This window comes from Bacillus sp. RE35, from assembly GCF_052146655.1.
Classification (GTDB): domain Bacteria; phylum Bacillota; class Bacilli; order Bacillales; family Bacillaceae_G; genus Bacillus_A; species Bacillus_A cereus.
Genome location: NZ_CP197377.1, coordinates 4,312,714 through 4,338,281, shown reverse-complemented (window position 1 = coordinate 4,338,281; position 25,568 = coordinate 4,312,714). Strand labels below are relative to the sequence as shown.

Sequence of the window (25,568 nt, the reverse complement as noted above, 5' to 3'; positions counted from 1 at the left end):
TTGTGTAAACCTGGGAGTGATTCGACAAAAAATGTCAAAAAAACATTTTAAACTTTGATATCATAATTGGAGAATATAGGTTTCAAAAGGGAAAAGGGGCTAATTATGAAACATAAAATCTTTACAGGATTGGTTTGTAGTATCTCTATATTAGGACTTGCTGCCTGCGGAACGAAAGAGGAAACTACATCATCAAAGGGAGAAAAAGTGAAGCAAGAAGAAAAACAGGATATTAAAGCAACTGAGAGTTCAAAAGCCTTAGCAAATCCACAAGATAAAAAGGAATTCAATGATTTTGATGTAGCGTATCAATTAGCTATTGTGATGAAAATATTTCAAGATGTAACGATTAAGTACGATTATGCGATTGGGAATCCAGATTATTTATTGCGAGATTCGATGGATCAAAAAACAATAGATGATATGAAGAATATGTTACAAGAACAGGCGAAAAATAATGATAAAATTTTAAAAGATGAAGTGAATCAAGCATATACATATTTAAAACAATCGAAAGTAAGTAATAAAGATGACGTTCAAAAAATAATAGATGCACAAAATAATTATTTACATATTGTAGATAAGATGATTACTTGTATTGATTCTGTAACAGTTGAGAATGCAAAAGAAAAAAGAAATGAAATGGATAATTTCAGTAAGGACTATTTAAAAGTAGCGGCTAATGTAACAACTACTGTAATTGAAGTTGCTAAAAACACTGGAGTGAATGAAACTGAATTTAAATCGCTTCTTACGAAATTTTTAGAGAAGCCAAAAAAACAATAATAGCTTTATATAATATCTATTTTTGTTTTGGAGCTTGTATAAATAAAATAGTACCTCGTCTAAACTACAATAGACGAGGTGTTTTTTATGAAAATAAAACGGAGAATTACAATTGTTTTAATTTGTTTTATGAGCGTTATGTTTTTATTGCTTTGTCGTTTAATCCAAATTCAAATTATAGATACAGAATCATTTACTGATCGCAAAATAAATTTAATTGAAAAAAGTGTTACGCAACGCACACAATCCATTACAGTAGACGATGGACGTGGGCAGTTTATAGATCGTAATGGTAAAGAAATAGGTGAGGAAAAATATCCTGTTTTAATTATTTTTCCATTTTTACAAATAAAAAATGACATGTTAGAGAAAATCGCGCATATCATTGGTGTGTCGAGACAAGAGATTAGAAGACAAATGAAAAATAACAAAAATGCATTTACCCTACAAGGAGAAACTGCTCCATTTCGAGTGACACGAGAGCAGATGGAGAAGGTAAATGAATTACATGTATTAGGTATTGTAGCAGGTGAAGTGCGATTAAAACAAACTGGAGAGATAAGTCATTTAATTGGTGATGTAGGGGAGAACGAAAGGGAATTTCAAAAGCGATATGGAGAATTGAAAAAAATTTCAAAACAAACGCCGATAGGTATTTCAGGATTACAGCAATCATTTGATGAATTTCTATTGACTGATGGAGAGGCAAAAGTATTATATCAAGTAGATCGGCAAGGAGAACCAATTTTCGGAAAGCAAGCGAAATACACTTCACCAGGAAATCCATTTTATCCAGTTAGGATTCAAACTACTTTACATAAAGAGTTGCAGCAAAAAGCAGAAGAAGTGATTGAAGCAAACGAAATAAAGAAGGGGGGATTAGTATTACTTGATGTAAAGACAAATGAAATATTAGCGATGGTTAGTAAGCCGTCTTTACAAGTAAGGGATGAGAATTTATATAAAACTACACTTGAAAATCAAATGTTAACGCCACATTTTCCAGGCTCGGTTTTTAAAACAGTAGTTGCAGCTGCAGTCATTGATCAAAAAGTAAATTTGTTTAATCGGACATTTAACTGTAATAAAGATTTATATGGTGAAAACGACCCGCAAGTTAGGATGGGTACGCTTAACTTTAAAGAGAGCTTTGCTAGGAGCTGTAACAGGACATTTTCCGAGTTAGGTAACGAGCTATTACAAAAGGATAGGACGGTGTTAGAAACATACGTAGCAGCTCTAGGAGCAAATGAAAAGGTTGGATGGAAAGGTTCTGTATTTCATACACCTCATTTTGAGCAAATGTCAGAAGAGAAAGGCACTACTATTTGGGGGAATGAAGAAAATAAAAGTAATAAAAAAGCGGTAGAACAAACAGCGATTGGACAGAAAGATGTACGTATATCACCTCTAGCAATTGCCAATATGATGGCGACGATTGCGAGGAATGGAGAAAAGATGGAAGTGAAAGCTGTTGAAAAAATAGTATATAAAAATGGAGCGGATTTTTTTACATTTGAGAGCCATACGTTAAATGGAAAACAGCTTTCGTATGAAACAGTGAAAACATTACAAGAGTTATTAAGAGGCGTTGTAACAAGGGAGAAAGGAACAGGAACGGCATTCCGTTCGTTGCCACTAAGTGTCGCTGGAAAATCCGGGACAGCGCAAACGGGGAAAGGGACGAGGGTGAATCGCTGGTTTGCAGGTTATTTTCCGTATGAGAATCCAAGATATGCTTTAGTTGTTGTTGATCTAGAGACTGATAGCAAAGTGAATAAAGTTACACCTATTTTTAAAGATATGGTGGGAGCAATCTATCAATTGGAGAATGAAAAGTAATCTTGCAATTTATAGTGAAATGTCTTCATTTCATGAAAATATCATTGTAAATGTTCAACCTTTCTAGATTTAATGTTACAATAGCAATTAGGAAAAACTGCATGGAGGTTTGGAGAATGGCAGGAGGATCAAGATTCCAACAGAAACAACAAAAACGTCGTCAAAACGGTGTTTTAAATATTGCAATCGCTATTGTATTACTATTAGTAGCTATTGTAGCATATCAATTGTTCGTTCCTAGTACGAAAGAGCAAGCATCTTCTACTGATAAGAAAGTCTCTCAACAAACAACAAAGAATGAGAAAGCTGGAAAATCAGAAGATAAAGAATCTGCTAAGAAAAAAGAAAAAGAACAAGAGCAAGCAGAAGCTAAGAAAAAAGCTGAAGAAGAGAAGCTAAAGGCTGAAGAAGAACAGAAAAAAGCTGAAGAAGAAGCGAAAGCTAACGAGAAAGTATCAGCTGAAAAAACTGTATCTAAGGCAAAAGAGGCTTACACAAAACCTTCTTGGAAAGCTGTAGGAACAGAACAAGGTTCATCACCGGCGATGACGTTTAAACAAGGGTCATCAGATTGGAATGAGATGCAAAGTGCAATTGCTGCAGGTGTTGAGATACCGAAAGAGCAATTAGTATTCCATTTTGTTGGAAGAGACAAAACTGGAAAGAGCAAAGCTTATGGTGATGTTCAAGATAAGCAAAGTGGGAAAAGATATTACGTAAATATTGATTGGGTAGACAATGAGGGCTGGAAACCAGTACTTGTTCAAACTCTAAACTAAAAAAGAGAAGCTCCTTAGGAGCTTCTCTTTTTTGTTAACGCAATTTCTTTAATTTAAAATGAACAACCGCGCTATAATACGGTCTTTTGCTTTCAGGATCCATAACCATTTGATGAGAGATGTGATGAACTTCAAGCATAAGCGCTTTATTATTATCGATTTGTTCACTAATTTTTCGTTCTAAAGAAGCTAAGTCTCCCGCTTCAAAAAACTCTACTTTATCTTCTAACATTTCAAAGGTAAATGACATGAAGACGGCCCCTCTCCTATGTAATCAACTATAGTGTAACAAAGAAAAGAAGGAAATACCATGTACATTTCAATTGACATTTTTAGAAAGAGGGAATATCATACTGATAAAACCGATAAGAAAAAGGGGAATTTTTATGGGTACAGAATTTAATGGTTTATTTGATGAGTGGGCTCATACGTACGACTCATTTGTACAAGGCGAAGATATACAATATAAAGAAGTTTTCGCCCATTATGAGGACATTCTAGAGGATGTAGTTAACAAGTCATTTGGTAATGTATTAGAATTTGGTGTCGGTACAGGTAATTTAACAAATAAATTATTACTTGCTGGCCGCACAGTTTACGGTATAGAACCGTCGCGTGAAATGCGCATGATTGCAAAAGAGAAATTGCCAAAAGAATTTTCAATTACAGAGGGTGATTTTCTTTCGTTTGAAGTTCCAAATTCAATTGATACCATTGTAAGCACCTATGCATTTCATCATTTAACAGATGATGAAAAAAATGTAGCGATTGCGAAGTATAGTCAATTGCTAAACAAAGGTGGTAAAATAGTGTTTGCTGATACGATATTTGCAGATCAAGATGCATATGATAAAACTGTTGAAACAGCACAAGAAAGAGGTTTCCACCAGTTAGCAAACGATTTGCAAACGGAATACTATACACGTATTCCAGTTATGCAGACTATTTTTGAAAACAATGGCTTCCATGTAACATTCACGAGATTAAATCATTTCGTTTGGGTAATGGAGGCAACTAAGCAATAGAAAGAGGGATTAGATTGAGAATTGCTGTAATTGGAGCAATGGAAGAAGAAGTACGTATTTTACGTGACAAATTAGAACAAGCAGAAACAGAAACGGTTGCTGGTTGTGAATTTACGAAAGGGCTATTAGCAGGGCATGAAGTAATCTTGTTAAAGTCTGGTATTGGTAAAGTAAACGCAGCGATGTCAACGACAATTTTATTAGAAAAATATAAGCCTGAAAAAGTAATTAATACTGGTTCAGCTGGTGGATTCCATCATTCTCTAAACGTTGGTGATGTAGTTATTTCCACTGAAGTTCGTCACCATGACGTAGATGTAACAGCATTTAACTATGAATATGGTCAAGTACCAGGAATGCCGCCTGGATTTAAAGCTGATGAGGCGTTAGTTGCATTAGCTGAGAAATGTATGCAGGCTGAAGAAAATATTCAAGTTGTAAAAGGTATGATTGCAACAGGTGATTCATTTATGAGTGATCCGAACCGCGTTGCAGCCATCCGTGATAAATTTGAAAATCTTTATGCGGTAGAAATGGAAGCAGCAGCTGTTGCACAAGTATGCCACCAATATGAAATTCCGTTTGTTATCATTCGCGCACTTTCTGATATTGCTGGTAAAGAATCAAATGTTTCATTTGATCAGTTTTTAGATCAAGCAGCTCTTCATTCTACAAACTTTATCGTAAAAGTGTTAGAAGAGTTAAAGTAATGTAACAAAAAGGCAACTGTCTCATATAAAGAAAATACATACAGTTGCCTTTTCTTTATTGGCAAACAAGGGGGAGAACACGATGAATGTATATCGTGGAGTTCATGAGTTAATTGGTCATACACCAATTGTAGAAATTACTCGTTTTTCACTTCCAACAGGGGTCCGTTTATTTGCAAAGCTTGAATTTTATAATCCAGGCGGAAGCGTTAAGGATCGTTTAGGAAGAGAATTAATCGAAGATGCGCTAGAAAAAGGGCTTGTTACCCAGGGTGGAACAATTATTGAACCGACTGCTGGGAATACTGGTATTGGACTGGCACTTGCAGCATTAGAGCATGATTTACGTGTTATTGTTTGTGTACCAGAGAAATTTAGTATTGAAAAACAAGAATTAATGAAAGCACTAGGTGCAACTGTCGTGCATACACCGACTGAGCAAGGAATGACAGGTGCAATTGCCAAAGCAAAAGAGTTAGTAAATGAAATACCGAATTCATACTCTCCAAGTCAGTTCGCAAATGAGGCAAATCCTCGTGCATATTTTAAAACATTAGGACCTGAACTGTGGGACGCATTGAATGGAGAGATTAACATATTTGTTGCTGGAGCAGGAACTGGCGGTACATTTATGGGGACTGCATCTTATTTGAAAGAAAAAAATATAGATATTAAAACAGTTATCGTAGAGCCAGAAGGATCTATTTTAAATGGTGGTAAGGCTGGTTCACATGAGACCGAAGGAATTGGACTGGAATTTATCCCGCCATTTTTGAAGACATCTTATTTTGATGAAATTCATACGATTTCTGATCGAAATGCATTTTTACGAGTGAAAGAATTAGCGCAAAAAGAAGGACTTCTCGTTGGGAGCTCTTCAGGAGCAGCATTTCATGCGAGCTTACTTGAGGCAGAGAAGGCAGCACCAGGTACAAATATTGTAACCATTTTTCCTGATAGCAGTGAGCGCTATTTAAGTAAAGACATATACAAAGGATGGGAATAAAAAATGAGAGCAAAGACAAAGTTAATTCATGGTATTCGCATAGGAGAACCTTCAACTGGATCTGTAAACGTACCGATTTATCAAACAAGTACGTACAAACAAGAAGCAGTTGGTAAGCATCAAGGATATGAATATTCACGTACAGGTAACCCAACACGTGCAGCTTTAGAAGAAATGATTGCTGTATTAGAAAATGGGCATGCTGGATTTGCATTTGGTTCAGGAATGGCTGCTATTACAGCGACAATTATGTTGTTCTCAAAAGGTGACCACGTTATTTTAACAGATGATGTTTATGGCGGAACATACCGCGTTATTACAAAAGTATTAAACCGTTTCGGTATTGAGCATACATTTGTAGATACAACAAACTTAGAGGAAGTTAAAGAAGCGATTCGTCCAAATACGAAAGCAATTTATGTGGAAACACCAACGAACCCACTACTAAAAATTACTGATATTAAGAAAATATCTACTCTTGCTAAAGAGAAAGACTTATTAACAATTATTGATAACACATTCATGACGCCATATTGGCAGTCGCCGATTTCTTTAGGAGCAGATATTGTGCTTCATAGTGCAACGAAATATTTAGGAGGTCATAGTGACGTAGTTGCAGGTCTAGTAGTTGTAAATAGCCCACAACTAGCAGAAGATCTTCACTTTGTACAAAACTCAACAGGAGGTATTCTTGGGCCGCAAGATAGCTTCTTACTACTTCGTGGTTTAAAAACATTAGGAATTCGTATGGAAGAACATGAAACGAATTCACGCGCTATTGCTGAGTTCTTAAATAATCATCCAAAAGTAAATAAAGTATATTACCCAGGTCTTGAATCACATCAAAACCACGAATTAGCAACAGAACAAGCAAATGGATTTGGTGCTATTATCTCATTTGATGTAGATAGTGAAGAGACATTAAATAAAGTACTTGAGAAATTGCAGTACTTTACACTTGCTGAAAGTTTAGGAGCAGTAGAAAGTTTAATTTCTATTCCATCTCAAATGACACATGCATCAATCCCAGCTGATCGCCGCAAAGAATTAGGAATTACAGATACATTAATTCGTATTTCTGTCGGTATTGAAGATGGTGAAGATTTAATTGAAGATTTAGCACAAGCGCTAGCATAATAAAAAAACGCACTGCTAATATAGAGCAGTGCGTTTTTTTATTACATCATTTTGTGAAATATTTCACAAAATAGACATACACAAACGAAATGATTTCATGTATATTGAATTCAGGAAATGTTACTCACGAACAAACTTGTGAAACATTTCACAAACGATGAAATTCATGTAGGAAAGCATCTCTATTTTTTTATGTTAATTGGGACTTATTTTGACCTATAGGGACATATAAGGACCGTGATAGTAGAATAGGAGGAAATTTACATGGTAGTCAAAGAGAAAGTTGTAAATGAAATGCAGGAAGTAAAAAAGATGATTGATACGCTAGTAAATAATGGTCAACAAGCTTTACAAGCATTAGAAAGTTTTACACAAGAGGAAATTGACAACATTGTTCATGAAATGGCATTAGCAGGTGTTGATCAACATATGCCGCTAGCAAAATTGGCAGTTGAAGAAACTGGCCGTGGTGTATATGAAGACAAATGCATTAAAAATGTTTTTGCCACTGAATATATTTGGCATAGTATAAAGCAAGATAAAACGGTAGGAATTATTCACGAAGATTCTCATGAAGAAATAATAGAAATCGCGGAACCTGTCGGTGTAGTAGCTGGGGTAACGCCAGTAACGAATCCAACGTCGACAACAATGTTTAAAGCGTTAATTGCGATAAAAACAAGAAATCCAATTATTTTCGCATTTCATCCTTCCGCACAAAAATGTTCTGTGGCAGCGGCGAAAACAGTATATGATGCAGCGATGAAAGCTGGTGCACCAAAACACTGTATTCAATGGATTGAAAGACCGTCTGTTGAAGCGACGAAACAATTAATGAACCATGATGGTGTAGCACTCGTTCTAGCAACTGGAGGCGCTGGTATGGTGAAATCAGCTTACTCTACTGGAAAACCAGCGTTAGGTGTTGGTCCTGGTAATGTACCGTGTTATATAGAAAAATCAGCACATGTAAAACGAGCTGTTAATGATTTAATTTTATCGAAAACATTTGATAACGGTATGATTTGTGCATCGGAACAAGCAATCATTGTCGATAAAGAAATCTATGATGATGTTAAAACAGAAATGATTGAAAACAATTGTTACTTTGTAACAGAAGAAGAAAGAAAAAAATTAGAAAAGCTTGTTATAAATGAAAATACATGTGCTGTAAATAGTGATATTGTAGGGAAATCAGCACAGTATATTGCCGATTTAGTTGGGATTACTGTTCCTGAACATACAAAAATGCTTGTAGCTGAAATTCAAGGTATCGGAGCAGCATATCCGTTATCTCGTGAGAAACTGAGTCCAGTATTAGCTTGTGTGAAGGCGAATTCATTAGAAGAAGGATTTACATATTGCGAAGAAATGTTGAACCTAGGTGGTTTAGGACATTCAGCAGTTATCCATTCTACAAATAAAGATGTGCAAAAGCAATTTGGGTTACGTATGAAAGCTTGCCGTCTCATTGTAAATGCACCTTCATCACAAGGTGGAATAGGGGATATATATAATGGATTTATTCCATCACTTACACTTGGTTGTGGTTCATACGGAAAGAATTCAGTTTCCCGAAATGTAACAGCCACTCATTTATTAAATATAAAAAGGCTGGCAAATAGAAAAAAGAATATGCAGTGGTTCAAATTGCCACCAAAAATTTATTTTGAAAAACATGCTACAGCTTATTTAGCAAATATGCCTAACATTTCACGTGCATTTATTGTAACGGATCCTGGAATGGTTGAACATGGCTATGTCGATACAGTCGCGCACTATTTAAACAAGCATGCAAATGATGTGAAAGTTGAAGTTTTCTTTGAGGTCGAACCAGATCCATCAGATGAAACTGTTTTTAAAGGTGCGGAAATGATGAGAAGCTTTAAGCCAGATGTAATTATCGCACTTGGTGGTGGTTCAGCTATGGATGCAGCAAAAGGAATGTGGTTATTCTATGAGCATCCAGAAACGACATTCTATGGCATTAAACAGAAGTTTTTAGATATAAGAAAACGTACATGTAAATATCCGGAATTAGGAAATAAGGCGCAGTTTGTTGCGATTCCAACGACATCAGGAACGGGATCAGAAGTGACACCATTTGCGGTTATTACCGATAAGAAAAATAATATAAAGTATCCGCTTGCAGATTATGAATTAACACCAGATGTAGCAATTGTTGATCCGCAATTTGTAATGACAGTACCACCACATGTAACAGCAGATACTGGTATGGATGTTTTAACACATGCAATTGAGGCGTATGTGTCTGTTATGGCAAATGACTATACAGATGGATTAGCATTAAAAGCTATTGATCTCGTATTCAAATATTTACCGAGAGCATATAAAGATGGAAATGATGAAGAAGCAAGAGAAAAAATGCATAACGCTTCTGCAATTGCAGGTATGGCATTTGCAAATGCTTTCCTCGGTATTAATCACAGCTTAGCACATAAAATTGGACCAGAATTCCATATTCCGCACGGACGCGCAAATGCCATTCTAATGCCGCATGTAGTCCGCTATAATGCTATTAAGCCAAGAAAACACGCATTGTTCCCAAAATATGAGCACTTTGTGGCAGATGAAAGATATGCACATATAGCGAGAATGCTCGGGCTTCCAGCAAGCTCGGCAGCAGAAGGGGTGGAATCACTCGTCAAAGCAATTATTGAGCTTGGAAAAAGCTTAAATATTAATATGAGTATTGCAGGACAAGGAGTAGATAAAGAGCAATTTGAAGAGGTTGTTGGAGTATTAGCAGAAAGAGCTTTTGAAGATCAATGTACAACTGCTAATCCAAAGTTGCCACTTATTTCAGAACTGAAAGAAATTTATATGGAAGCATATAAAGGTGAATAATGATTACAAAAGAGCCGCAGTAAAGCGGCTCTTTTTTTATTGGAAAACATCTCCCAGAATGGCTGTATTTACTGGTCTTTCAGTTTCATAGAATATGATACAGTGAAATGGAGGAGTGAGAATATAATGAAAGAATTAAAAGGAAAAATAGAAGACTATACTCGGTTCGGACAAATTCTTCTCGCTGTAAGTACATTGTTAATGGTTGGCTTGTTGATTCCGAATGGAGCAAAAGAGACAATCCAATTTTTTGTTATGATGGGGAGCATCGTTATATTTTTAAGTTTATCGTTCTTTTTCTTTCAGCGTGTGAAAGTGATGCGTGACCAGCTAGAGGAAAATGAATGTGAATAATATTGTTAAGTAGAGCGCGGCGAAAAGAAAAAATCTTTTTGTCACGCTTTTTGTTTTTTGTAGAAAAATGTATGCGTTTCGTGTTGACAATGATAATCCTTATCAATTAAAGTAGAATAGTAGTTAATGATTATCATTATCAATTAGAGGTGAAGGAATGAAAAAATCTATTACGCTATTTACAGCGATTTTATCTATTTTTTTCTTGTTAATAGGTTGCAGTGCCAAAGGGGACGAAAAAGCGTCTGCAACCAAAACAGAAAAAGGAAAAGAGAAAATCGAAATTACTGACCTATCAGGAAGAAAGGTAACATTCGATAAAGTGCCAGAAAATTTTGCAACATTAAGTATGGGGGACATGGATATTATTCATGCTTTAGGTGGAAAAATAGTAGGTCGCCCGGATACGAAATTAACTCTTCCAGAGGAGTTAAAGAAAGCACAAGTAATTGGGAATGCACATCAACCGAATTTTGAGCAAATTGCTAGTTTAAAGCCCGATGTACTTGTTGCTAACAATGGATTCCAAAAGAATGTGCCAACGGTTGAAGGACAAGGAACGCAAGTTATCATTTCTTCTGCGAATTCTGTACAAGATATTCAAAAGAATATTGAATTATATGGAACGGTAATGAAGAAAGAAGATAAAGCAAAAGAAATTAATCAAAAAATGAATGATCAAATGAAGAAATATGAGAAAAAGAGCGATGTGAAAGCATTGCTAGTGTATGGCGCACCAGGTACTTATTTAGCGGCATTACCAACATCTTTATCAGGTGATATTTTAGAAAAAACAGGCGGAAAAAATATTGCTTCTGATTTTCCAGAAACGAAAGAATATCCGCAATATGCACAGCTAAGTGTAGAACGTATTATTGAGGCGAATCCAGATGTGATTTATTTAATTACACACGGAGATCCAAAAAGTGTGAAAAAAGCATTCGAAGGCGAAATGATGAAAAATGAAGCGTGGAAAAATTTAGAGGCAGTAAAACAAAACCGTGTAGTTATTTTGCCACCTGATTTATTTGGATCTAATCCTGGTACAAAAGTTACAGAAGCAATGGATTTTATGTATAAAAGTATACAAGATGTAAGGAAATGATACGTATGGAAAGTAGTGAAGTAGTAAGAGAAAAGGAACATCCTTTTGCGAAAAAAAGATGGATAATAGCAGTTACTTTAGTTATATTAACAATCCTAGGTCTCTTGTACGGTCTTTTCGCAGGAAGTTTATCCTTTTCTATACGAGATATTTTAACAGGTATACAAGAGGAAGGTTCGACAGTTCATCGAATTGTATGGGATCTTCGCATACCGAGAGTGCTTATTGGGTTTATAGTAGGAACATGTTTAGCTGCATCTGGTACACTGCTACAAGGGGTTATGAGAAACCCTCTTGCAGATCCTGGTATTATCGGAGTTTCATCTGGAGCAGGCTTTGTAGCAATTGTCATCATGATTTTATTCCCACAGCATCTAGCTTTTTTACCACTAGGGGCGTTTTTAGGAGCTTTCATAACAGCGATGGTTATTTATGCTTTATCATGGCAAAAAGGGGCACCACCTTCAAGGATCGTCTTAGTAGGGGTGTCGATCAATGCATTAATTGGTGCAGCAACGTCAGCATTAATGTTATTACATAGTGACAAAGTACAATCGGTGTTACCGTGGTTAGCGGGCGGTATTGGTGGTGTAAGTTGGGCACATTTAAACATGATTATTTATTATGCAATAGTCGCCATTATATTAGCTTTCTTTGGTATTAAGCATATTCGAGTGTTAATGCTTGGAGATGAAATGGCAAAGTTATTAGGACATAATGTGGAAAAAAGTCGGTTTTATTTAATCGTAGTAAGTACATTATTAGCTGGAATTGCAGTAAGTGTGTCTGGTCTTATTGGATTTGTCGGTCTTGTCGTACCACATATGCTACGTTTATTAGTTGGAAATGATTATAGATATTTGCTACCTTTATCATGCCTTGGCGGCGGGGTATTACTTGTTTTTGCGGATGCAATAGCTCGAAGTTGGTTTGACCCAATCGAATTGCCTGTTGGTATTTTACTGTCCTTCTTAGGTGGTCCGTTCTTCTTATATTTAATTCATAGAGGAGGAAAACAAAGTGATTTCCGTTAACAAAGTGTTTTACGCACACTCTGAAAGATTTCAAATGCAAAATATGAATGTACATATTAAGGTTGGAGAAATCGTTAGTTTAATTGGTCCGAATGGATCGGGAAAATCTACTTTGCTTCGTTTAATAGCAAGGCTACTGAAACAAAGCGAAGGGGACATCATTTTAGATGGGAAAAATATTCATATGATGAAGAGTGCTGATGTAGCGAAGCAATTAGCAATGTTACCACAAATGCATGATCATCAATTAGACTTAACAGTGAAAGAACTAATTGAGTTCGGAAGAGGTCCACATAAATCATGGAGTAGCCGCTTAAATAAAGAAGATGAAGAAATTGTTGATTGGGCATTGTCTGTTACAAATCTTGAAGGGTATGAATATCGTCTTTTACATTCTTTATCAGGAGGGGAACGGCAACGTGCTTGGATTGCGATGACGCTAGCGCAACGTACAAATGTCTTATTATTGGATGAACCAACAACCTTTTTAGATATCGTTCACCAGTTGGAAGTAATGGAACTTGTGAAACGATTAAATGAGGAGTTTGGAATGACAATTATAATGGTTTTACATGACATTAACCAAGCTGCTCAATATAGTGATCGTTTACTTGTATTAAAGCGAGGAAAGATTCAGTATGATGGTATACCAGAAGAAGTACTATGCCATGAAATGTTTCAACATGTATTTGGCATAGATGTAGATATTTTTCAGGGAAGTGACAAGCCTTTTTTTACACCGAAACGAATTTCTAAAAGGGGAGAAGAGCGATGCAAACAGAAGAGCGTATTACCACTGAATTAGTAAGAGAATTTGTTATGGCAGCTCACGGGGATTTAGAGAAAGTACAAGAGCTATTGGTTGAATCACCAAGCTTACTTCACGCTTCTTATAATTGGGGTGGATCAGATTGGGAAAGTGCGTTAGGCGCATCGGCACATGTAGGTCGTAAAGATATTGCTCTTTATTTACTAGAAAAGGGTGCTCGGATGGATATTTTTGCAGCAGCTATGCTTGGTGAATTAGAAGTTGTACAAGCTATTTTAGTAGCTCAACCAGAAGCATTGCGTGCATCTGGCCCTCATGGTATTTCTCTTCTTCAACATGCACGAATGGGTGGAGAGAAATCTAAGCGTGTATATGATTATCTAGCAATACTATCTTAATGAACGAAGGAAGTTCTTATGAGCGGTAAACTTTTCACTTGAAACAATTGGAAAGTTTACCGCCCGTTAGAACGGGATAAGTATCTAGTATATTTGAAAATCCTACACCCCCCTCAATTGTAGTTTTCTTTATGCTAGTTATGATATGGATGCAGTGGACAATATTTGTCTACTGCTTTTTTTAGTTATTTGGAATGAATATTGTGTATTTTATCGTTGGTTCATTTATCCCGCTATTTTCCAGGCAGTAAGACTCTTGCCTAAAAATTCAGTTAAAGCAAAGAAGTTAGACGGGAGATCCACTGCCCGTAAACGTCCGATTGGTAAAGGCTAATAATCAGTGGGGTGAACAAAATTCCCCACTGATTAAAGTTTCACTTTATAATAAATAGTAACATACCGTATACATACAAAACATGATCGTGAAATGAAGAATAAATTAGTGGAAAGGAGTGCCAGCATGTTTCATACAGAACGTTTACAAATTCGCAAATATACAATGGATGATTTACAGTTCTACGCTTCACTATGGGGGAACGAGAAGGTAATGCGTTATATTGGAAATGGGACATTAAAAACATATATGCAGTGTAAAAAAAGTCTGGAGGAATGGGTGATTCCTAGCTATAAAAACGGTCTCGGTTTATTTGTATTGATTGAAAAGGAAACGGGAACAAGAATTGGTCATGCAGGGCTGGTAAAGCAGAAAATAGATGGAAAAGAGGAAATTGAAATTGGTTATTGGTTACTTCCTCAGTATTGGGGAAAAGGGTATGCAAAAGAAGCGGCGGCAGCATTTCGTGACTATGGTTTCCAAGCATTACGAATGAATAAATTAATTTCTCTTATTAATCCGAATCATCCTGCCTCAATATTTGTTGCTAGAAAAACTGGGCTCAGCTACGAGAAAACAACGTCATTTCATGGAATCGATGCTCTAGTTTATTCTATTAAGCGTGTTGGATGAAAAAATTACTTTTTTAAAGGTAAATTGCATTTTTTGAAGAATGGTATATGAAAATAAAGGGAGGGGTTACATGTACATTTATCATAATGGACTTATTATTCGTGAGGGAACGAGTAGTGTACCAGCATATGCAATTAAAGCTTTATTTGAAGATGCCGGTTGGAGTAATGATAATATCCCTTCTTGGCAAATTGAAAAATTTACGATAGCATTCGAAAATTCAACATGGGCTTTCACAATTTGGGATGAGGAAGAGATGATTGCGATGGTTAGAGTCATTTCTGATGGAATTATGATTGCGAACATAGTAAATTTAGTTGTGAAGTGTGAATATAGAGGGAAGGGATTAGGTAAGAAGCTTGTAGCTCTTTGCCTGCAAAAACTTCCCCACGGTGATTGGTTTGCGCATACATCAGCGAACAATTTTGATTTTTATAGAAGTTGTGGATTTGAAGTTAGAGAGCTATCGAGAAATGGAACATGTGCGTATTATGGATACCAAGTCGCGAAAAGAGATGGTCACCGATAAATGAATGGAAAGTAAAAAAGTATAGCGAGGTAATTTTGAGACTTTTGATAATAGAGAATGGATTGAGGCTCGTTTTATGATAAAATAAAAGAAAATTCTGTTTATTATTAGGGGGATAAAAATGAGTGTAAAAGCTGGGGATGTATTTAAATATGAAAGAAGATTTACTGAGGAAGAAGTTTTTGAATTTGCAAATATTACCGGTGATAAAGGTAGACACCATGTGGAATACGATGAAAATGGAAGATTAATGGTTCATGGTTTATTGACTGCTAGCATTGGAACGAAAGTGGGAGAAGAGTTACATTACATAGCAAGAGAATTAGTAAGTGAGTTTATTAGACCAGTTTTCACAGGAGATACGATCACTTGTGAACTAACTTTAACAAATGTTGAGCAAATGGAAGGCTATAAAAAAGTTTCAATCGAGTCAGTTTATCGCAATCAGCATGAAAAGACTGTACTAGTTGGGACAAGTTATGGAATTATAAGGGGATAAAAAAGAAGCCTGTTTAACAGGCTTCTTTTTTTTATTATTTAATAAACACGTTTTCGATTTTCCGCATAACTAGAGATGAGTAATAATGCAGTTTCTTCTCCTATATTACGAACAATATGAGGAACGCATGCATTCCATGAGAAAGAATCACCTTCTTCTACAATTGCAATATCTTCACCGTGCTGAACTTCTAGTTTTCCGCGTAATACAAGGTGACATTCTTCCCCTTCATGGGCATTTGGTGAGTTTTCTTTCGGGAATCCAGTAGGGATTTCTACTAAAGATAGGCGAAGGCCCCCTTGCTCCGCAACATGTTCAATTCTTTGCTCATCTTTGCCGTATACACTGTATTTCCGTTCTTCTTTTTTGACAATTTTTAATCGATCTTTTTGCTCTAACAATAAATAGGGAAGGGGAACGTTTAAAAAATTGGAGATCGTTTCTAAAGTTGAGATAGATGGTGATGTTTTATTATTTTCAACCTGACTCATAAATCCTTTAGAAAGACCTGTTCCCTCACAAATTTGTGCGATTGTTATGCCCCTACGTTGACGAATTTCACGTATTGCAGAACCAATATTCATAAAATCAAGCTCCTTTTTGTAAACAACTATTTGTATCATAGCAAAAAAAATATATTTTTTCCCAGTGAAAATGAATTGACGAATAAAAAAAATTAGTGTATGTTTTGTAATGTAAATAAAAGTTTTGTATAAGAAAACTATAAAGGAGAGAAAGAAATGAATCAACATATTGGTAACTTAATTATTCGTATCGTGTTAGGGGTAACATTCTTCATGCACGGTTTAACAAAATTCCAATCAGGAATTGACAATATTGCAGGGTGGTTTACAAGCATTGGTTTACCAGGAGGACTTGCATACGGTGTAGCAACATTTGAATTAGTTGGAGGCCTATTATTAATTCTAGGTTTAGGTGTAAGATATATTGGATTATTATTTGCGCTTGTTATGGTTGGAGCAATCGTAAAAGTGAAATGGTCAGCTGGTTTATTGGGAGATGGAAAAAATCCTGGTTTCGAATTAGAACTTGCATTATTAGCAATGGGTGCATATTTATTTGTTGCAAAAGCTGATGGTTTTGTAGATAATTTCTTAAAAGAAAAAATGTCAAAGAAGAACTAATTTAAATGGGGGGGCTAACAAGATGAGTTTTCAACTTCATCCCGATACAACACTTGATGTTGTTCATTTATACGTATCTAATGTAAAGAAATCACTAGAGTTTTATACGGAAGTACTAAGTATGAAGGTGCTAAAAGAAGAAGAAGCAGTCGTTACATTTGGGAATGAAAATGATGAACCACTTCTTATCATTGAAGAAAAGAAAGAAGCTTTTCCGAAACAAAGAGGAAGAACAGGGTTATATCATTACGCAATTTTATTACCAAGTAGGCAGGATTTAGCGAATGTTCTTCGTCATCTTGTAGAGATGGTATATCCACTACATGGCGGAGCCGATCATTACTTTAGTGAAGCTCTTTATTTAGCTGATCCAGATGGAAACGGGATTGAAATTTATCATGATCGACAAAAAGAAGTTTGGCGTGATGAGAATGGAGAACTCCCATTTGTTAGTAACCCGTTAGCTGGTGAAGAATTATTACAGCAAGGAAGTACATGGAATGGATTTCCAGCTGGTACTGTGATGGGGCATATTCATTTCCATGTAGCTGATTTAGAGGAAGCGAAACGTTTCTATGTTGATGGTCTTGGTTTTGAAGTAACGATCCCAGCTCGTAATGGAGCGTTGTTCGTATCAGCAGGTGGTTATCATCACCATATCGGTTTAAATACGTGGCAAGGTGAAGGGGTACCACCGCAAATGCCAGGTTCTGTTGGTTTAAAATATTTCACAATTGTACTAGCGGATGAAAAACAAAAAGAGCAAGTATGTGAAAGCTTAAAAAATATTGGCAAGATTGCTACGTACAAAGATGGAATATTACAAGTCGAGGATCCATTTGGACATTGTATCCATTTCAAAATAAAAGGAGAAGCCTAAAAAGGCTTCTCTTTTTTATTTTCTTATAATTGCGTTTTCGTTTTGTAAAAATAGTTCATCAAATTGTTTTGCAAGCTCAAAATCTAGTTTCGTTAAACCTTTTGCATTCCAAGATGACAAAGTAATAATAACTGCTTTATACTGGATAAGGATAAATGGATGGTGATTATGTTCTTCTGATAGTTTGGCGGCTTCAGAGACAAATTCGACTCCTTTTAAGTAGTCGGAAAACATATATTTTCGTTCAATCCATTTCTCATCTTTTACCATCCATTTATCTACCTTCAATAATTCCTCGTGAACTTCTTCTTCAGTTAATCTTAGCATCATTTTTCACATCCTTTACTGGAAGTAACGCAAGACCATTGTTAATAAGGCGTGTTACAGCTTCGTCAGTTGTGAAAGTAGAAAGTTGATGTAGTAATGCTGCAGATGTTTCATGCCCTTTGTTATGCTCTAAAAGTAACTCTAATACTTCAAGGCGCAGCAACCATTCTTTCGCATAAAATTTATTTAATACTTCTTGAATTGCTACTAATTGATCGATATGCGCTTCGTGTAAAATCCCCTCACTTCGAATATCTCGAACTGTTTGATACATACGTTCAAGTTCATTCAGTACAAGTGGAGCAGGAATTTCTTGAACTTCTTCATCCATTGGGAAAAATGCTGCTGCATCTGCGGCACCTGGGAATACTGAAGTGATTTGTGAGCCAACAGCCATATCAAATGCGCCCCATGAAGCATCAAATAAAACGCGGGCGTTATAAGTAACTGTGCAATCGATAAAGGAAATAAGAGCAATTTTCTTATCGTTTTTTACAATATCTGTTACTGTTCCTTTTACATGAATACCACTTGCAAAAGTAAACTCAGCGATAGTTCCAATTGTAATTCCTAATGATTGTAGTTGTTCGTCTGTACAATTTTCTAATGCAATATTTTCAGTGAGTAATCCAATTGGTGTTCCAAATCCGTCACTGTGTACAGAAGTAGAATGATTCGCTAACTGTTTATTATGAAGTGCTAATGCCGTTGGCGAATTTGTTCGCATGTAAATTAATTCACCTGCATCGTTTTCAATTGTCTCGCTAAATGTACCTGTAATTTGTAATCCGCTATTTAGCTCAGCTGTTGCATAGTTCTCAGAGCGAATTGCTTTTTCTAAACCTTCTTTTCCACCTGTTTTAAAGGCCATTGTTTTAGAAAATGTTTCAAGCGCATCTGTTAATTCTTCAAAGGACTTGCAAACGAATAGTTGTGGTTGCATTTTTGTTACGTCATAAGTTGTCCCTGTACATGCTTCGATAGAAAATGGAACTTTTTCTACAGCGTCTGTTAAGCAATGTTTGCTTTCGCCAACAGAAGAAAGGAGACCAGCACCATATATTTTTGGATCATCTATATTTCCAATCAATCCATATTCTACTGTCCACCAGAAAAGACGTGAAATTTGTTCAGCTTCTGATAAACCAGAAACTAAGTTTTGTTTTTCAATTACAGCATTTTCAGCAGCCTTAACTTCATCAGGAGTAGAAGTAGGGCTTTCTTTTACTATCGTTAATGTACGAACAGCTTCAAATGCATCATGTTCTTCTTTTGTAGAGAAAGCTTTTGCACCAATTTGCCCAAAACGTTTCACATATTTTGCATATGTAGGATCAAGTAAAATCGGTGCGTGTCCTGCGGCTTCGTGTACGATATCTGGCGCTGGTGTGTACTCGATATTTTCTACTTTCCGAATATCTGTTGCGATCGGTAGTAATCCGTGTCCTTGGAAATCGAAGAATGCTACGCCGGGAATAAGTCCGTCAATCGTTACAGCACCCCAGCCACTTGGTGCCAAACACTCATTCATTTCTTCTACTTTTGGAATTGAATCTATATTAATACCAGATGATTGTAGTCCGTTCACATAGGCTGGATGAGCAACGTCTTTTAAGAAGCTATGATTTTGTCTCATAATATAACGCCACACAGCGTGATTCACCGGTGTGTATTGATCATAATGTTGTGTGGATACGAATGGTTTTAAATGTGATGGAATTTCTGTTTTCTTTGTCATTTAGACATCCTCCTTTTTTTCAATAAAATTGAATATCGATTTCGTATAGCTTGTATCACCTCCTTTCATTTTTGTAAGCGCTTATAAAATTTTATCATAAGATTCGGAATTATTTAACATCTGTTTCTGTGAGAAATAGAAAAAGCCCCTATCGGAAAGTCCGATAGGGGCGAAAGAATCGCGGTACCACCCTATTTGTAAGTGAAAATATACTTACATCTCAATTAATGATAACGGAAAAATTCCGTCTTTTCCTTCATGCATAAAAGCACTACGAAAAAGAAGCTCCAGAATTGTAATTCATACTTATATATGTGCTAATTTCCACCGATCATTAGCTCTCTGTAACAGGGATATAAGATACTACTGCGATTCTTTCAACGCGTATATATGAAATTGTGTAAGAGGATGGACGCAAAAAAGTCCCTATCGGAAAATCCGATAGGGACGATAAAAATCGCGGTACCACCCTATTTGTAAACAACTAATTGTTTACCACTCACTTTACGATAACGGAAAGATCCGTCTTTCTCTTCATGCATAAAAAGCATTACGGGAAAGAAGCTCCAGAATTGTAATTCACGCTTGTATATGTACTGATTCGCACCAACCATCAGTTCTCTGAGACAGTGATATAAGTCGCTACTAGTATTCCTTCAAAGCCGATATATAATTCGTTCAACTAAACTATGTTTTGTATTATAAAACTATATTAAAAAAATTGTCAACAAAAATTTTTTATCCCGTGTTAATGAGCAGTAAAATTCCTACCTCAAAATTCGGTTGGAGTAAAGAAGTGAGAGGGGAGATCAACTGCCCGTAACTCCCGATTGGTGAAGGCTAATAATCAGTGGGGATGAACGAAATCTCCACTGATTAAAGTTTCACTTTATTTCACTTCTAAATTAACAGTTAAATTAGAGGTATTGCCAGCTGCATCAGTTGCTACAATGTGAATAGTATTTTTTCCTTCTTGTAATTGAGTACGATCGAAATAAATGTCATAGCTTTTCTCCCAAGGGTTCAGGAATGCCTGGTCCCATACACCATTTCCATTAATTTCATATTGCATTCTCACTGGAATACCAGGTGCTATCCAACCAGATTCTGACATCCAATCTAGTAGAATATCATCAACTTTTCCTTTAATTACGAGATTTTCTTGGTCAACTTCGTATGTTAACTTAGGTGCAGTTCGATCAAGAAATACAGCAGCTGTTTGTTTTGTTTCTCCGCCAGAATTAGAAGCAACTGCTTCGATTTGATATAGCCCGTCAGCTAAAGGAGTGCCATCGGCTTTTGTACCATTCCATTTGAAAGGTTTGTATCCAGGAGTTGCATTTTTAGCTTGATGGATAATCCCTTGATACGTTACACGTTCTTTCATAACTAAATTTGCATGCAATGTGACATCATCCACAGGCGCAACTAAATAGTAGTTGATGAGATTATCATCTAGTACGTGGTCGCCATTTGGGCTAAAAGTAGAATTAATAATTTCAAGTCCATCGATACGTTTATAATCTTTAGGATCGATACTAAATGTGAATGGAATTCGAATTTCTTCTTTTGCCCCTTGTTCTTTTACATATACATTTCCAGTATACACACCTTGTGGTAGTGAGCTATCTACAGTGATAGTAAATGGTTTTTCGGTACTACTATTCGGTTGAATGCTAATAGATGAAGGGACAGAAGCTTTTACTTTTGTGTTTGCATCTAGTAACTCCACACGAGTTGAAAAACTTTTCTTTTTACTAGAAAGGTTTTGTAATGTAACATTTTGCGTCAGTTTTACTTTTCCGCTATTTGGCTTAATAAGACCAAAGCTGACATTGTTAGGTTTTACTAATACATTTGTTTGAGCTGCTTTCGGAATGTTAATTAAACCTGATCCTTGTGCCATAACAGGGTATGTATTTTCATTGACATCATGTAATGTTTTTGCATTGTTAGCAAGAGCCGCTTTCAATTGTTCTGTCGTCCAATCAGGATGCATTTGACGCAAGAGGGCAACCGCTCCAGCTACTTGCGGAGCAGCCATACTTGTTCCGTTATGCGATTCATAGCCGCCTCGCGGTACTGTACTAGTAATTTGTACTCCAGGTGCAACAACATCAGGCTTTATTAGCCAACTTCCTTGTGATGGTCCTCTTGAACTAAAGTTACCGATAAGTTCTGTTTGCTTTGGTTGTCCAATTTTTATATTTTTCTTTCGTTTTGTAATTAAAGTTTTTAATTCTTCCCCATTTGTATTTGATAATTGCATTACTGGGACAGCTAGATGTTCACGTGAAAAATATTCCGGCATCATATTAATTTCTTTTTCGCTAGAGATTAATAACACACCAAGTGCCCCAGCTTGCTTCGCTTGTTCTGCTTTTACTAATGTACTAGAAGTACCTTGTAAAATAAGTGCGAATTTCCCTTTCACATCTTGTTTTGCATAATCACTTGGATTGCCATAACCAACGTATACAAGAGGGGAAGCATTTCCTATTGGAAAATCGGATTTTGATAACGGTAACCCTTGATATGTTTTGCTGGAACCAGCTACTTGGAATGTTGGAAACGGGATAGAAACCGTAGATGCTCCAACAGAAATGACACTACTTGCGTTACCGGGAGCATCAACAGACCAAGGTTTTGGTCCGTCATTTCCATTTGAAACGACAGTAGTAACACCAAGTTTCGCTGCTCGTTCTAACGTTAATGTTACAGGCTGATCAGGTACATTTAAATCCTGCCCAAGGGAGAGGTTTAGCACATCCGCACCATCTTGAATCGCTCGCTCAATCCCTTGGATAATATCATCTGTTGTACCAGTTCCACCGTCATTCATTACACGATAGGCTAGAATAGAAGCGTTTGGAGCAACGCCTTTAATTTTTCCGTTACCAGCAATAATTCCAGCTACATGAGTACCATGTACGTTACCATCCATTGGATCGCTATCTTCATCAACCGTGTCATATCCACCGATATAATTTGCCTTTAAGTCAGGGTGTGTATAGTCTACGCCAGAGTCGATAATGGCTACTTTCATGCCTTTTCCATCAAGCGGTTTGCCAGATGGATCTTTTAAATTCCACGCTTCAGGTGCACCAATTGTCGGTCCACCGATATTTGGTGCTTCTTCGTTAGTAGTACTTTTTGATGTTTCATGCAATTTATATGTTAAGTTCGGATAGACTGCTTTTACTTCAGGTAAAGAGGCAAGAGAGGTAATTTGATCTCCAGGAACTGAAATAGAGAATCCGGAAAATAACGTATTATACACTTCTTTAATTTTTGCACCAGGTGCTTTTTCTTTTATTTTCTTAGTCGTATCTTCTTGTGCTTTTTTGAGCTCAGCATGATAAGACTGCGCATTACTATTTTGTAAATCTGGAGCATGCTGAATATTACTTTGAGCAGCGAGAGGTGCATGTTGCAATTCTACAATTACTGATATTTCTTTTGTTGTTTTCGTTTCAACATTTTGAGCAATTTTATGTTCTCCCCACTGTTCAATCGTTGTTTTTAATTGTGGACTAAATTGCTTCTCCTTTTGTAGTGATTCAGCATGAGCGCTTAAAGCTCCAAAACTAGAAAAGACAAGCGCCATGCTTAATAGTGTAGATGTAGTTTTTTTCATTGATACTCCCCCTAATAAAAAGTGCCAATATTCAGAAATGTAATCTTACATTTTAGTTAGAACTTATACATATAAATGTTGGCTAAACTATACTTTCGACATAATTCATACCAATCCTCTATGAATTGGAAATTTCTTGGGGGATTTTTTCTGATTATGTCGAATCGATATTTTTCACATATTGTAGGAAGAAAGTGAGGAATGCTATGAGGGAAATGGAGTGATGGTATGAAAAGGCTAATAGTAAGTGGTAGTGTAGTGTTGTTTATGTTTTTATGTTCTATCGCTATTACTAGCGCAGAAAATAATAGTGTGAAAGTTGCTTTTATTCGTCATCATAACCTTTGGATTAAAGTTGATGGGAAAGAAAAACAACTTACAAAAGGAGAGAACATAACAGGGCCAAAGTGGTCACATGATGGAGAATGGCTGGCATATGTAAAAGGGGAGAAACAAAATATTCTTGAGTTATATCGGCTGAAAGATGGAAAGAAAGTTACGCCGTTTCACTCAGAAGCATCGAATTATCAATGGTCACCAACAGAAAATATAATTGCATTTATATTTACAGGTACATTAAATACATTTGATGTAGAAAAAAAGAATGCAGATTTTGAAAATGTATCGGCTGGTGTAGGGGATTATGCATGGTACCCCGATGGAAAGAACTTTCTTGTATCCTCTGAAGCGCACTTACTTCCAACAGGATGGACAGGGGCTCAGCTATATGAAGTGCAAAAAGATGCACATATGAATCCTCACAAAATGAAGCATTTGTATGCATTGCCAAATGAACACGATGATTTCCTAGCGCTAGTAGCAAGTGGCTTTAAGTGGTCACCAGATCAAAAGTGGATTTCATTTTTAGCAGTACCGACAGCTTCATGGTCAGCTGATAGTAATACGCTTTGCTTAGTTCGTGCAGACGGCAGTCGGTTTGAAAAAGTAGATCAAATGTTATTAAACGCACAATGGTTTCAATGGGCACCATCAAAAAATATATTAGCTTATATTGAAGGGAGCGGAAGAGTTGCATTAGAAAATAAACATTTAAAAGTAAAGGAATTGCCAGCACTTCAGCAGAACATATTTACGCCGAAAGGATATGTTGATTGGGATTTTGTATGGAAGAACGATAGAGTAATTATCGTTTCACGAGCAAAAGAGGCAGGGATAGAAACTCCACCAGAAAAAAGGCCACTACCATCTTTATATGAGGTCGATAGTACAAGTAATGCACAGCATCAAATCACAAAGAAAACGAACAAGCAAGGGGATTACCACCCGATCTTCATGAAGAAGAGTAATCAATTAATTTGGATACGTTCAGACCGTAAGAAAGCGGATGTATGGCTTGCTCATAAGGATGGAAAGCATGAAATGAAGTGGATTGAAAATATAGATGTACCAGAATGGTATTATGAGAGATGGAATTGGGGAAATGTTATCTCGGTAAAAGAAGAATAAAAAACTGCCTAAAAGATTGTTTTAGGCAGTTTTTTACTGTTATTTATGTGTTTTATTTGGCTTTTTTTTCGCTGGGTTTCCGTTCCCTTGGCGCTTTCTATTTTGTTCATCTTTTGCTTGTTTTTCATGTAGTGTATCTAAAAATTCATTCGAGTTACTCATGTTTATATCTCTCCTTTCATTTTGTCATGATTACTATAACCATTTAGGAGGATAATCATGAGTTAGAAGTTAGGCACTTAATTTTCTTCGATAATGTAAGTAAAATATTCCATACATAACAAATAGCATGAGTAAAACTTGTAACTCTACATTTGCCTTTAAAATAGCTGCGATAGGGTCTGGTAAGTACGGTGAGTTATCATTTGTGCTTAAACCTAACCATTTATTTAAGAGGCTAATGGTACAAAACATAAAAACACCGGACCAGCTTGCCGTAATTGCTTTTTGTTTAATTTTTGTTTCACGTTCATCATCTGTAATCCAAGGATTAGCAGTTTTATCCCGCATTAACGGGCAGTAAGACCCCCACCTCAAAATTCAGCGGAGGCAAAGAAGTTAGGTGG

Annotated in this window: 26 protein-coding genes and 2 other annotated features; of the genes, 19 read left to right on the top strand and 7 right to left on the bottom strand. The window is 36.2% G+C overall.

What is annotated here, in order from left to right; all coding sequences use genetic code 11:
* Window positions 1–105: 105 nt before the first annotated feature.
* From ACTL4X_RS22170 to ACTL4X_RS22160, 3 genes are all read left to right on the top strand, one after another.
* Window positions 106–786, top strand: coding sequence for a hypothetical protein (locus ACTL4X_RS22170; RefSeq protein WP_000680871.1), 681 nt, complete (start codon window positions 106–108; stop codon window positions 784–786).
* An 87-nt stretch (window positions 787–873) separates the two neighbouring features.
* Window positions 874–2,628, top strand: coding sequence for a peptidoglycan D,D-transpeptidase FtsI family protein (locus ACTL4X_RS22165; protein WP_000695151.1), 1,755 nt, complete (start codon window positions 874–876; stop codon window positions 2,626–2,628).
* Window positions 2,629–2,744: 116 nt separating this feature from the next.
* Window positions 2,745–3,407, top strand: a complete 663-nt coding sequence (locus ACTL4X_RS22160; protein WP_000897098.1) for a YrrS family protein — start codon at window positions 2,745–2,747, stop codon at window positions 3,405–3,407.
* A gap of 34 nt (window positions 3,408–3,441) precedes the next feature.
* Here ACTL4X_RS22160 and ACTL4X_RS22155 read toward each other — a convergent pair whose 3' ends face one another.
* Window positions 3,442–3,657 carry a YrzA family protein gene (locus ACTL4X_RS22155; RefSeq protein WP_000010984.1) on the bottom strand — a complete coding sequence of 72 codons (216 nt, stop codon included), beginning with the start codon at window positions 3,655–3,657 and terminating at the stop codon, window positions 3,442–3,444.
* A gap of 136 nt (window positions 3,658–3,793) precedes the next feature.
* Between ACTL4X_RS22155 and ACTL4X_RS22150 the strand changes: the two genes are divergently transcribed.
* From ACTL4X_RS22150 to ACTL4X_RS22090, 13 genes are all read left to right on the top strand, one after another.
* Entirely contained in the window at window positions 3,794–4,432 is a 639-nt protein-coding gene (locus ACTL4X_RS22150; RefSeq protein WP_000536321.1) for a class I SAM-dependent DNA methyltransferase, read from the top strand.
* A 14-nt stretch (window positions 4,433–4,446) separates the two neighbouring features.
* Entirely contained in the window at window positions 4,447–5,142 is a 696-nt protein-coding gene (mtnN, locus tag ACTL4X_RS22145) for a 5'-methylthioadenosine/S-adenosylhomocysteine nucleosidase (protein WP_001217024.1), read from the top strand.
* An 82-nt stretch (window positions 5,143–5,224) separates the two neighbouring features.
* The gene (locus ACTL4X_RS22140) at window positions 5,225–6,148 is read left to right on the top strand and encodes an O-acetylserine dependent cystathionine beta-synthase (protein ID WP_001103883.1); all 924 of its coding nucleotides are present in this window, start codon (window positions 5,225–5,227) and stop codon (window positions 6,146–6,148) included.
* A gap of 3 nt (window positions 6,149–6,151) precedes the next feature.
* Window positions 6,152–7,285, top strand: a complete 1,134-nt coding sequence (locus tag ACTL4X_RS22135; protein ID WP_001201917.1) for a bifunctional cystathionine gamma-lyase/homocysteine desulfhydrase — start codon at window positions 6,152–6,154, stop codon at window positions 7,283–7,285.
* A gap of 264 nt (window positions 7,286–7,549) precedes the next feature.
* Entirely contained in the window at window positions 7,550–10,153 is a 2,604-nt protein-coding gene (adhE, locus tag ACTL4X_RS22130) for a bifunctional acetaldehyde-CoA/alcohol dehydrogenase (RefSeq protein WP_441394950.1), read from the top strand.
* 126 nt (window positions 10,154–10,279) lie between these two features.
* Window positions 10,280–10,507: a YrhC family protein gene (locus ACTL4X_RS22125; RefSeq protein ID WP_000661263.1), complete on the top strand. Its 228-nt coding sequence runs from the start codon at window positions 10,280–10,282 to the stop codon at window positions 10,505–10,507.
* A gap of 157 nt (window positions 10,508–10,664) precedes the next feature.
* Window positions 10,665–11,612, top strand: a complete 948-nt coding sequence (locus ACTL4X_RS22120; protein ID WP_000748452.1) for an ABC transporter substrate-binding protein — start codon at window positions 10,665–10,667, stop codon at window positions 11,610–11,612.
* Window positions 11,613–11,617: 5 nt separating this feature from the next.
* Window positions 11,618–12,646: a FecCD family ABC transporter permease gene (locus ACTL4X_RS22115; RefSeq protein WP_002204710.1), complete on the top strand. Its 1,029-nt coding sequence runs from the start codon at window positions 11,618–11,620 to the stop codon at window positions 12,644–12,646.
* Window positions 12,633–13,451 (top strand): ABC transporter ATP-binding protein, encoded by an 819-nt coding sequence (locus ACTL4X_RS22110; RefSeq protein WP_000626552.1) that lies wholly within the window; start codon window positions 12,633–12,635, stop codon window positions 13,449–13,451. The genes ACTL4X_RS22115 and ACTL4X_RS22110 overlap by 14 nt, the downstream gene beginning before the upstream one ends.
* Complete coding sequence (locus ACTL4X_RS22105) at window positions 13,418–13,813, top strand: ankyrin repeat domain-containing protein (RefSeq protein ID WP_001192766.1); 396 nt, start codon at window positions 13,418–13,420, stop codon at window positions 13,811–13,813. Before ACTL4X_RS22110 ends, ACTL4X_RS22105 begins: the two co-directional genes overlap by 34 nt.
* A 427-nt stretch (window positions 13,814–14,240) precedes the next feature.
* Entirely contained in the window at window positions 14,241–14,780 is a 540-nt protein-coding gene (locus ACTL4X_RS22100; protein ID WP_004408018.1) for a GNAT family N-acetyltransferase, read from the top strand.
* A gap of 70 nt (window positions 14,781–14,850) precedes the next feature.
* Window positions 14,851–15,309, top strand: a complete 459-nt coding sequence (locus ACTL4X_RS22095) for a GNAT family N-acetyltransferase (RefSeq protein ID WP_000276126.1) — start codon at window positions 14,851–14,853, stop codon at window positions 15,307–15,309.
* A 121-nt stretch (window positions 15,310–15,430) separates the two neighbouring features.
* The gene (locus ACTL4X_RS22090) at window positions 15,431–15,808 is read left to right on the top strand and encodes a MaoC/PaaZ C-terminal domain-containing protein (protein WP_000111564.1); all 378 of its coding nucleotides are present in this window, start codon (window positions 15,431–15,433) and stop codon (window positions 15,806–15,808) included.
* Window positions 15,809–15,846: 38 nt separating this feature from the next.
* On the opposite strand, the gene ACTL4X_RS22085 is transcribed toward ACTL4X_RS22090, so the two are convergent.
* On the bottom strand, window positions 15,847–16,392 hold the full coding sequence (locus ACTL4X_RS22085) for a helix-turn-helix domain-containing protein (protein WP_001020693.1): 546 nt from the start codon (window positions 16,390–16,392) through the stop codon (window positions 15,847–15,849).
* A gap of 156 nt (window positions 16,393–16,548) precedes the next feature.
* Between ACTL4X_RS22085 and ACTL4X_RS22080 the strand changes: the two genes are divergently transcribed.
* Together ACTL4X_RS22080 and ACTL4X_RS22075 are read left to right on the top strand one after the other, a co-directional pair.
* The gene (locus ACTL4X_RS22080) at window positions 16,549–16,953 is read left to right on the top strand and encodes a DoxX family protein (protein WP_001071553.1); all 405 of its coding nucleotides are present in this window, start codon (window positions 16,549–16,551) and stop codon (window positions 16,951–16,953) included.
* A gap of 22 nt (window positions 16,954–16,975) precedes the next feature.
* Complete coding sequence (locus tag ACTL4X_RS22075) at window positions 16,976–17,833, top strand: VOC family protein (RefSeq protein ID WP_000009840.1); 858 nt, start codon at window positions 16,976–16,978, stop codon at window positions 17,831–17,833.
* 15 nt (window positions 17,834–17,848) lie between these two features.
* Here the strand turns inward: ACTL4X_RS22075 and ACTL4X_RS22070 are convergent, their stop codons facing one another.
* From ACTL4X_RS22070 to ACTL4X_RS22060, 3 genes are all read right to left on the bottom strand, one after another.
* The gene (locus ACTL4X_RS22070; RefSeq protein WP_000979538.1) at window positions 17,849–18,163 is read right to left on the bottom strand and encodes a 4a-hydroxytetrahydrobiopterin dehydratase; all 315 of its coding nucleotides are present in this window, start codon (window positions 18,161–18,163) and stop codon (window positions 17,849–17,851) included.
* Window positions 18,144–19,898 (bottom strand): aromatic amino acid hydroxylase, encoded by a 1,755-nt coding sequence (locus tag ACTL4X_RS22065; RefSeq protein ID WP_000163213.1) that lies wholly within the window; start codon window positions 19,896–19,898, stop codon window positions 18,144–18,146. The genes ACTL4X_RS22070 and ACTL4X_RS22065 overlap by 20 nt, the downstream gene beginning before the upstream one ends.
* Before the next feature lie 162 nt (window positions 19,899–20,060).
* Window positions 20,061–20,288, bottom strand: a binding site (T-box leader).
* A 50-nt stretch (window positions 20,289–20,338) separates the two neighbouring features.
* Window positions 20,339–20,567, bottom strand: a binding site (T-box leader).
* A 220-nt stretch (window positions 20,568–20,787) separates the two neighbouring features.
* On the bottom strand, window positions 20,788–23,535 hold the full coding sequence (locus tag ACTL4X_RS22060; protein ID WP_000754160.1) for a S8 family peptidase: 2,748 nt from the start codon (window positions 23,533–23,535) through the stop codon (window positions 20,788–20,790).
* 228 nt (window positions 23,536–23,763) lie between these two features.
* On the opposite strand from ACTL4X_RS22060, the gene ACTL4X_RS22055 reads away from it, so the two are divergent.
* Window positions 23,764–25,002, top strand: coding sequence for a TolB family protein (locus ACTL4X_RS22055; protein WP_000825719.1), 1,239 nt, complete (start codon window positions 23,764–23,766; stop codon window positions 25,000–25,002).
* Between the two features lie 39 nt (window positions 25,003–25,041).
* Here ACTL4X_RS22055 and ACTL4X_RS22050 read toward each other — a convergent pair whose 3' ends face one another.
* Both ACTL4X_RS22050 and ACTL4X_RS22045 read right to left on the bottom strand, forming a co-directional pair.
* Entirely contained in the window at window positions 25,042–25,164 is a 123-nt protein-coding gene (locus ACTL4X_RS22050; protein ID WP_000071866.1) for a DUF4023 domain-containing protein, read from the bottom strand.
* A gap of 69 nt (window positions 25,165–25,233) precedes the next feature.
* Complete coding sequence (locus ACTL4X_RS22045; protein ID WP_002026353.1) at window positions 25,234–25,512, bottom strand: hypothetical protein; 279 nt, start codon at window positions 25,510–25,512, stop codon at window positions 25,234–25,236.
* Window positions 25,513–25,568 lie beyond the last annotated feature (56 nt).

What these genes read in the sequence shown, in the direction of transcription:
- ACTL4X_RS22170 (WP_000680871.1), top strand. Translation starts at nt 106, where the DNA reads ATGAAACATAAAATCTTTACAGGATTGGTTTGTAGTATCTCTATATTA.
- ACTL4X_RS22165 (WP_000695151.1), top strand. Translation starts at nt 874, where the DNA reads ATGAAAATAAAACGGAGAATTACAATTGTTTTAATTTGTTTTATGAGC.
- ACTL4X_RS22160 (WP_000897098.1), top strand. Translation starts at nt 2,745, where the DNA reads ATGGCAGGAGGATCAAGATTCCAACAGAAACAACAAAAACGTCGTCAA.
- ACTL4X_RS22155 (WP_000010984.1), bottom strand. Translation starts at nt 3,657, where the DNA reads ATGTCATTTACCTTTGAAATGTTAGAAGATAAAGTAGAGTTTTTTGAA.
- ACTL4X_RS22150 (WP_000536321.1), top strand. Translation starts at nt 3,794, where the DNA reads ATGGGTACAGAATTTAATGGTTTATTTGATGAGTGGGCTCATACGTAC.
- ACTL4X_RS22140 (WP_001103883.1), top strand. Translation starts at nt 5,225, where the DNA reads ATGAATGTATATCGTGGAGTTCATGAGTTAATTGGTCATACACCAATT.
- ACTL4X_RS22135 (WP_001201917.1), top strand. Translation starts at nt 6,152, where the DNA reads ATGAGAGCAAAGACAAAGTTAATTCATGGTATTCGCATAGGAGAACCT.
- adhE (WP_441394950.1), top strand. Translation starts at nt 7,550, where the DNA reads ATGGTAGTCAAAGAGAAAGTTGTAAATGAAATGCAGGAAGTAAAAAAG.
- ACTL4X_RS22125 (WP_000661263.1), top strand. Translation starts at nt 10,280, where the DNA reads ATGAAAGAATTAAAAGGAAAAATAGAAGACTATACTCGGTTCGGACAA.
- ACTL4X_RS22120 (WP_000748452.1), top strand. Translation starts at nt 10,665, where the DNA reads ATGAAAAAATCTATTACGCTATTTACAGCGATTTTATCTATTTTTTTC.
- ACTL4X_RS22115 (WP_002204710.1), top strand. Translation starts at nt 11,618, where the DNA reads ATGGAAAGTAGTGAAGTAGTAAGAGAAAAGGAACATCCTTTTGCGAAA.
- ACTL4X_RS22105 (WP_001192766.1), top strand. Translation starts at nt 13,418, where the DNA reads ATGCAAACAGAAGAGCGTATTACCACTGAATTAGTAAGAGAATTTGTT.
- ACTL4X_RS22100 (WP_004408018.1), top strand. Translation starts at nt 14,241, where the DNA reads ATGAAGAATAAATTAGTGGAAAGGAGTGCCAGCATGTTTCATACAGAA.
- ACTL4X_RS22095 (WP_000276126.1), top strand. Translation starts at nt 14,851, where the DNA reads ATGTACATTTATCATAATGGACTTATTATTCGTGAGGGAACGAGTAGT.
- ACTL4X_RS22090 (WP_000111564.1), top strand. Translation starts at nt 15,431, where the DNA reads ATGAGTGTAAAAGCTGGGGATGTATTTAAATATGAAAGAAGATTTACT.
- ACTL4X_RS22085 (WP_001020693.1), bottom strand. Translation starts at nt 16,392, where the DNA reads ATGAATATTGGTTCTGCAATACGTGAAATTCGTCAACGTAGGGGCATA.
- ACTL4X_RS22080 (WP_001071553.1), top strand. Translation starts at nt 16,549, where the DNA reads ATGAATCAACATATTGGTAACTTAATTATTCGTATCGTGTTAGGGGTA.
- ACTL4X_RS22075 (WP_000009840.1), top strand. Translation starts at nt 16,976, where the DNA reads ATGAGTTTTCAACTTCATCCCGATACAACACTTGATGTTGTTCATTTA.
- ACTL4X_RS22070 (WP_000979538.1), bottom strand. Translation starts at nt 18,163, where the DNA reads ATGATGCTAAGATTAACTGAAGAAGAAGTTCACGAGGAATTATTGAAG.
- ACTL4X_RS22065 (WP_000163213.1), bottom strand. Translation starts at nt 19,898, where the DNA reads ATGACAAAGAAAACAGAAATTCCATCACATTTAAAACCATTCGTATCC.
- ACTL4X_RS22060 (WP_000754160.1), bottom strand. Translation starts at nt 23,535, where the DNA reads ATGAAAAAAACTACATCTACACTATTAAGCATGGCGCTTGTCTTTTCT.
- ACTL4X_RS22055 (WP_000825719.1), top strand. Translation starts at nt 23,764, where the DNA reads ATGAAAAGGCTAATAGTAAGTGGTAGTGTAGTGTTGTTTATGTTTTTA.
- ACTL4X_RS22050 (WP_000071866.1), bottom strand. Translation starts at nt 25,164, where the DNA reads ATGAGTAACTCGAATGAATTTTTAGATACACTACATGAAAAACAAGCA.
- ACTL4X_RS22045 (WP_002026353.1), bottom strand. Translation starts at nt 25,512, where the DNA reads ATGCGGGATAAAACTGCTAATCCTTGGATTACAGATGATGAACGTGAA.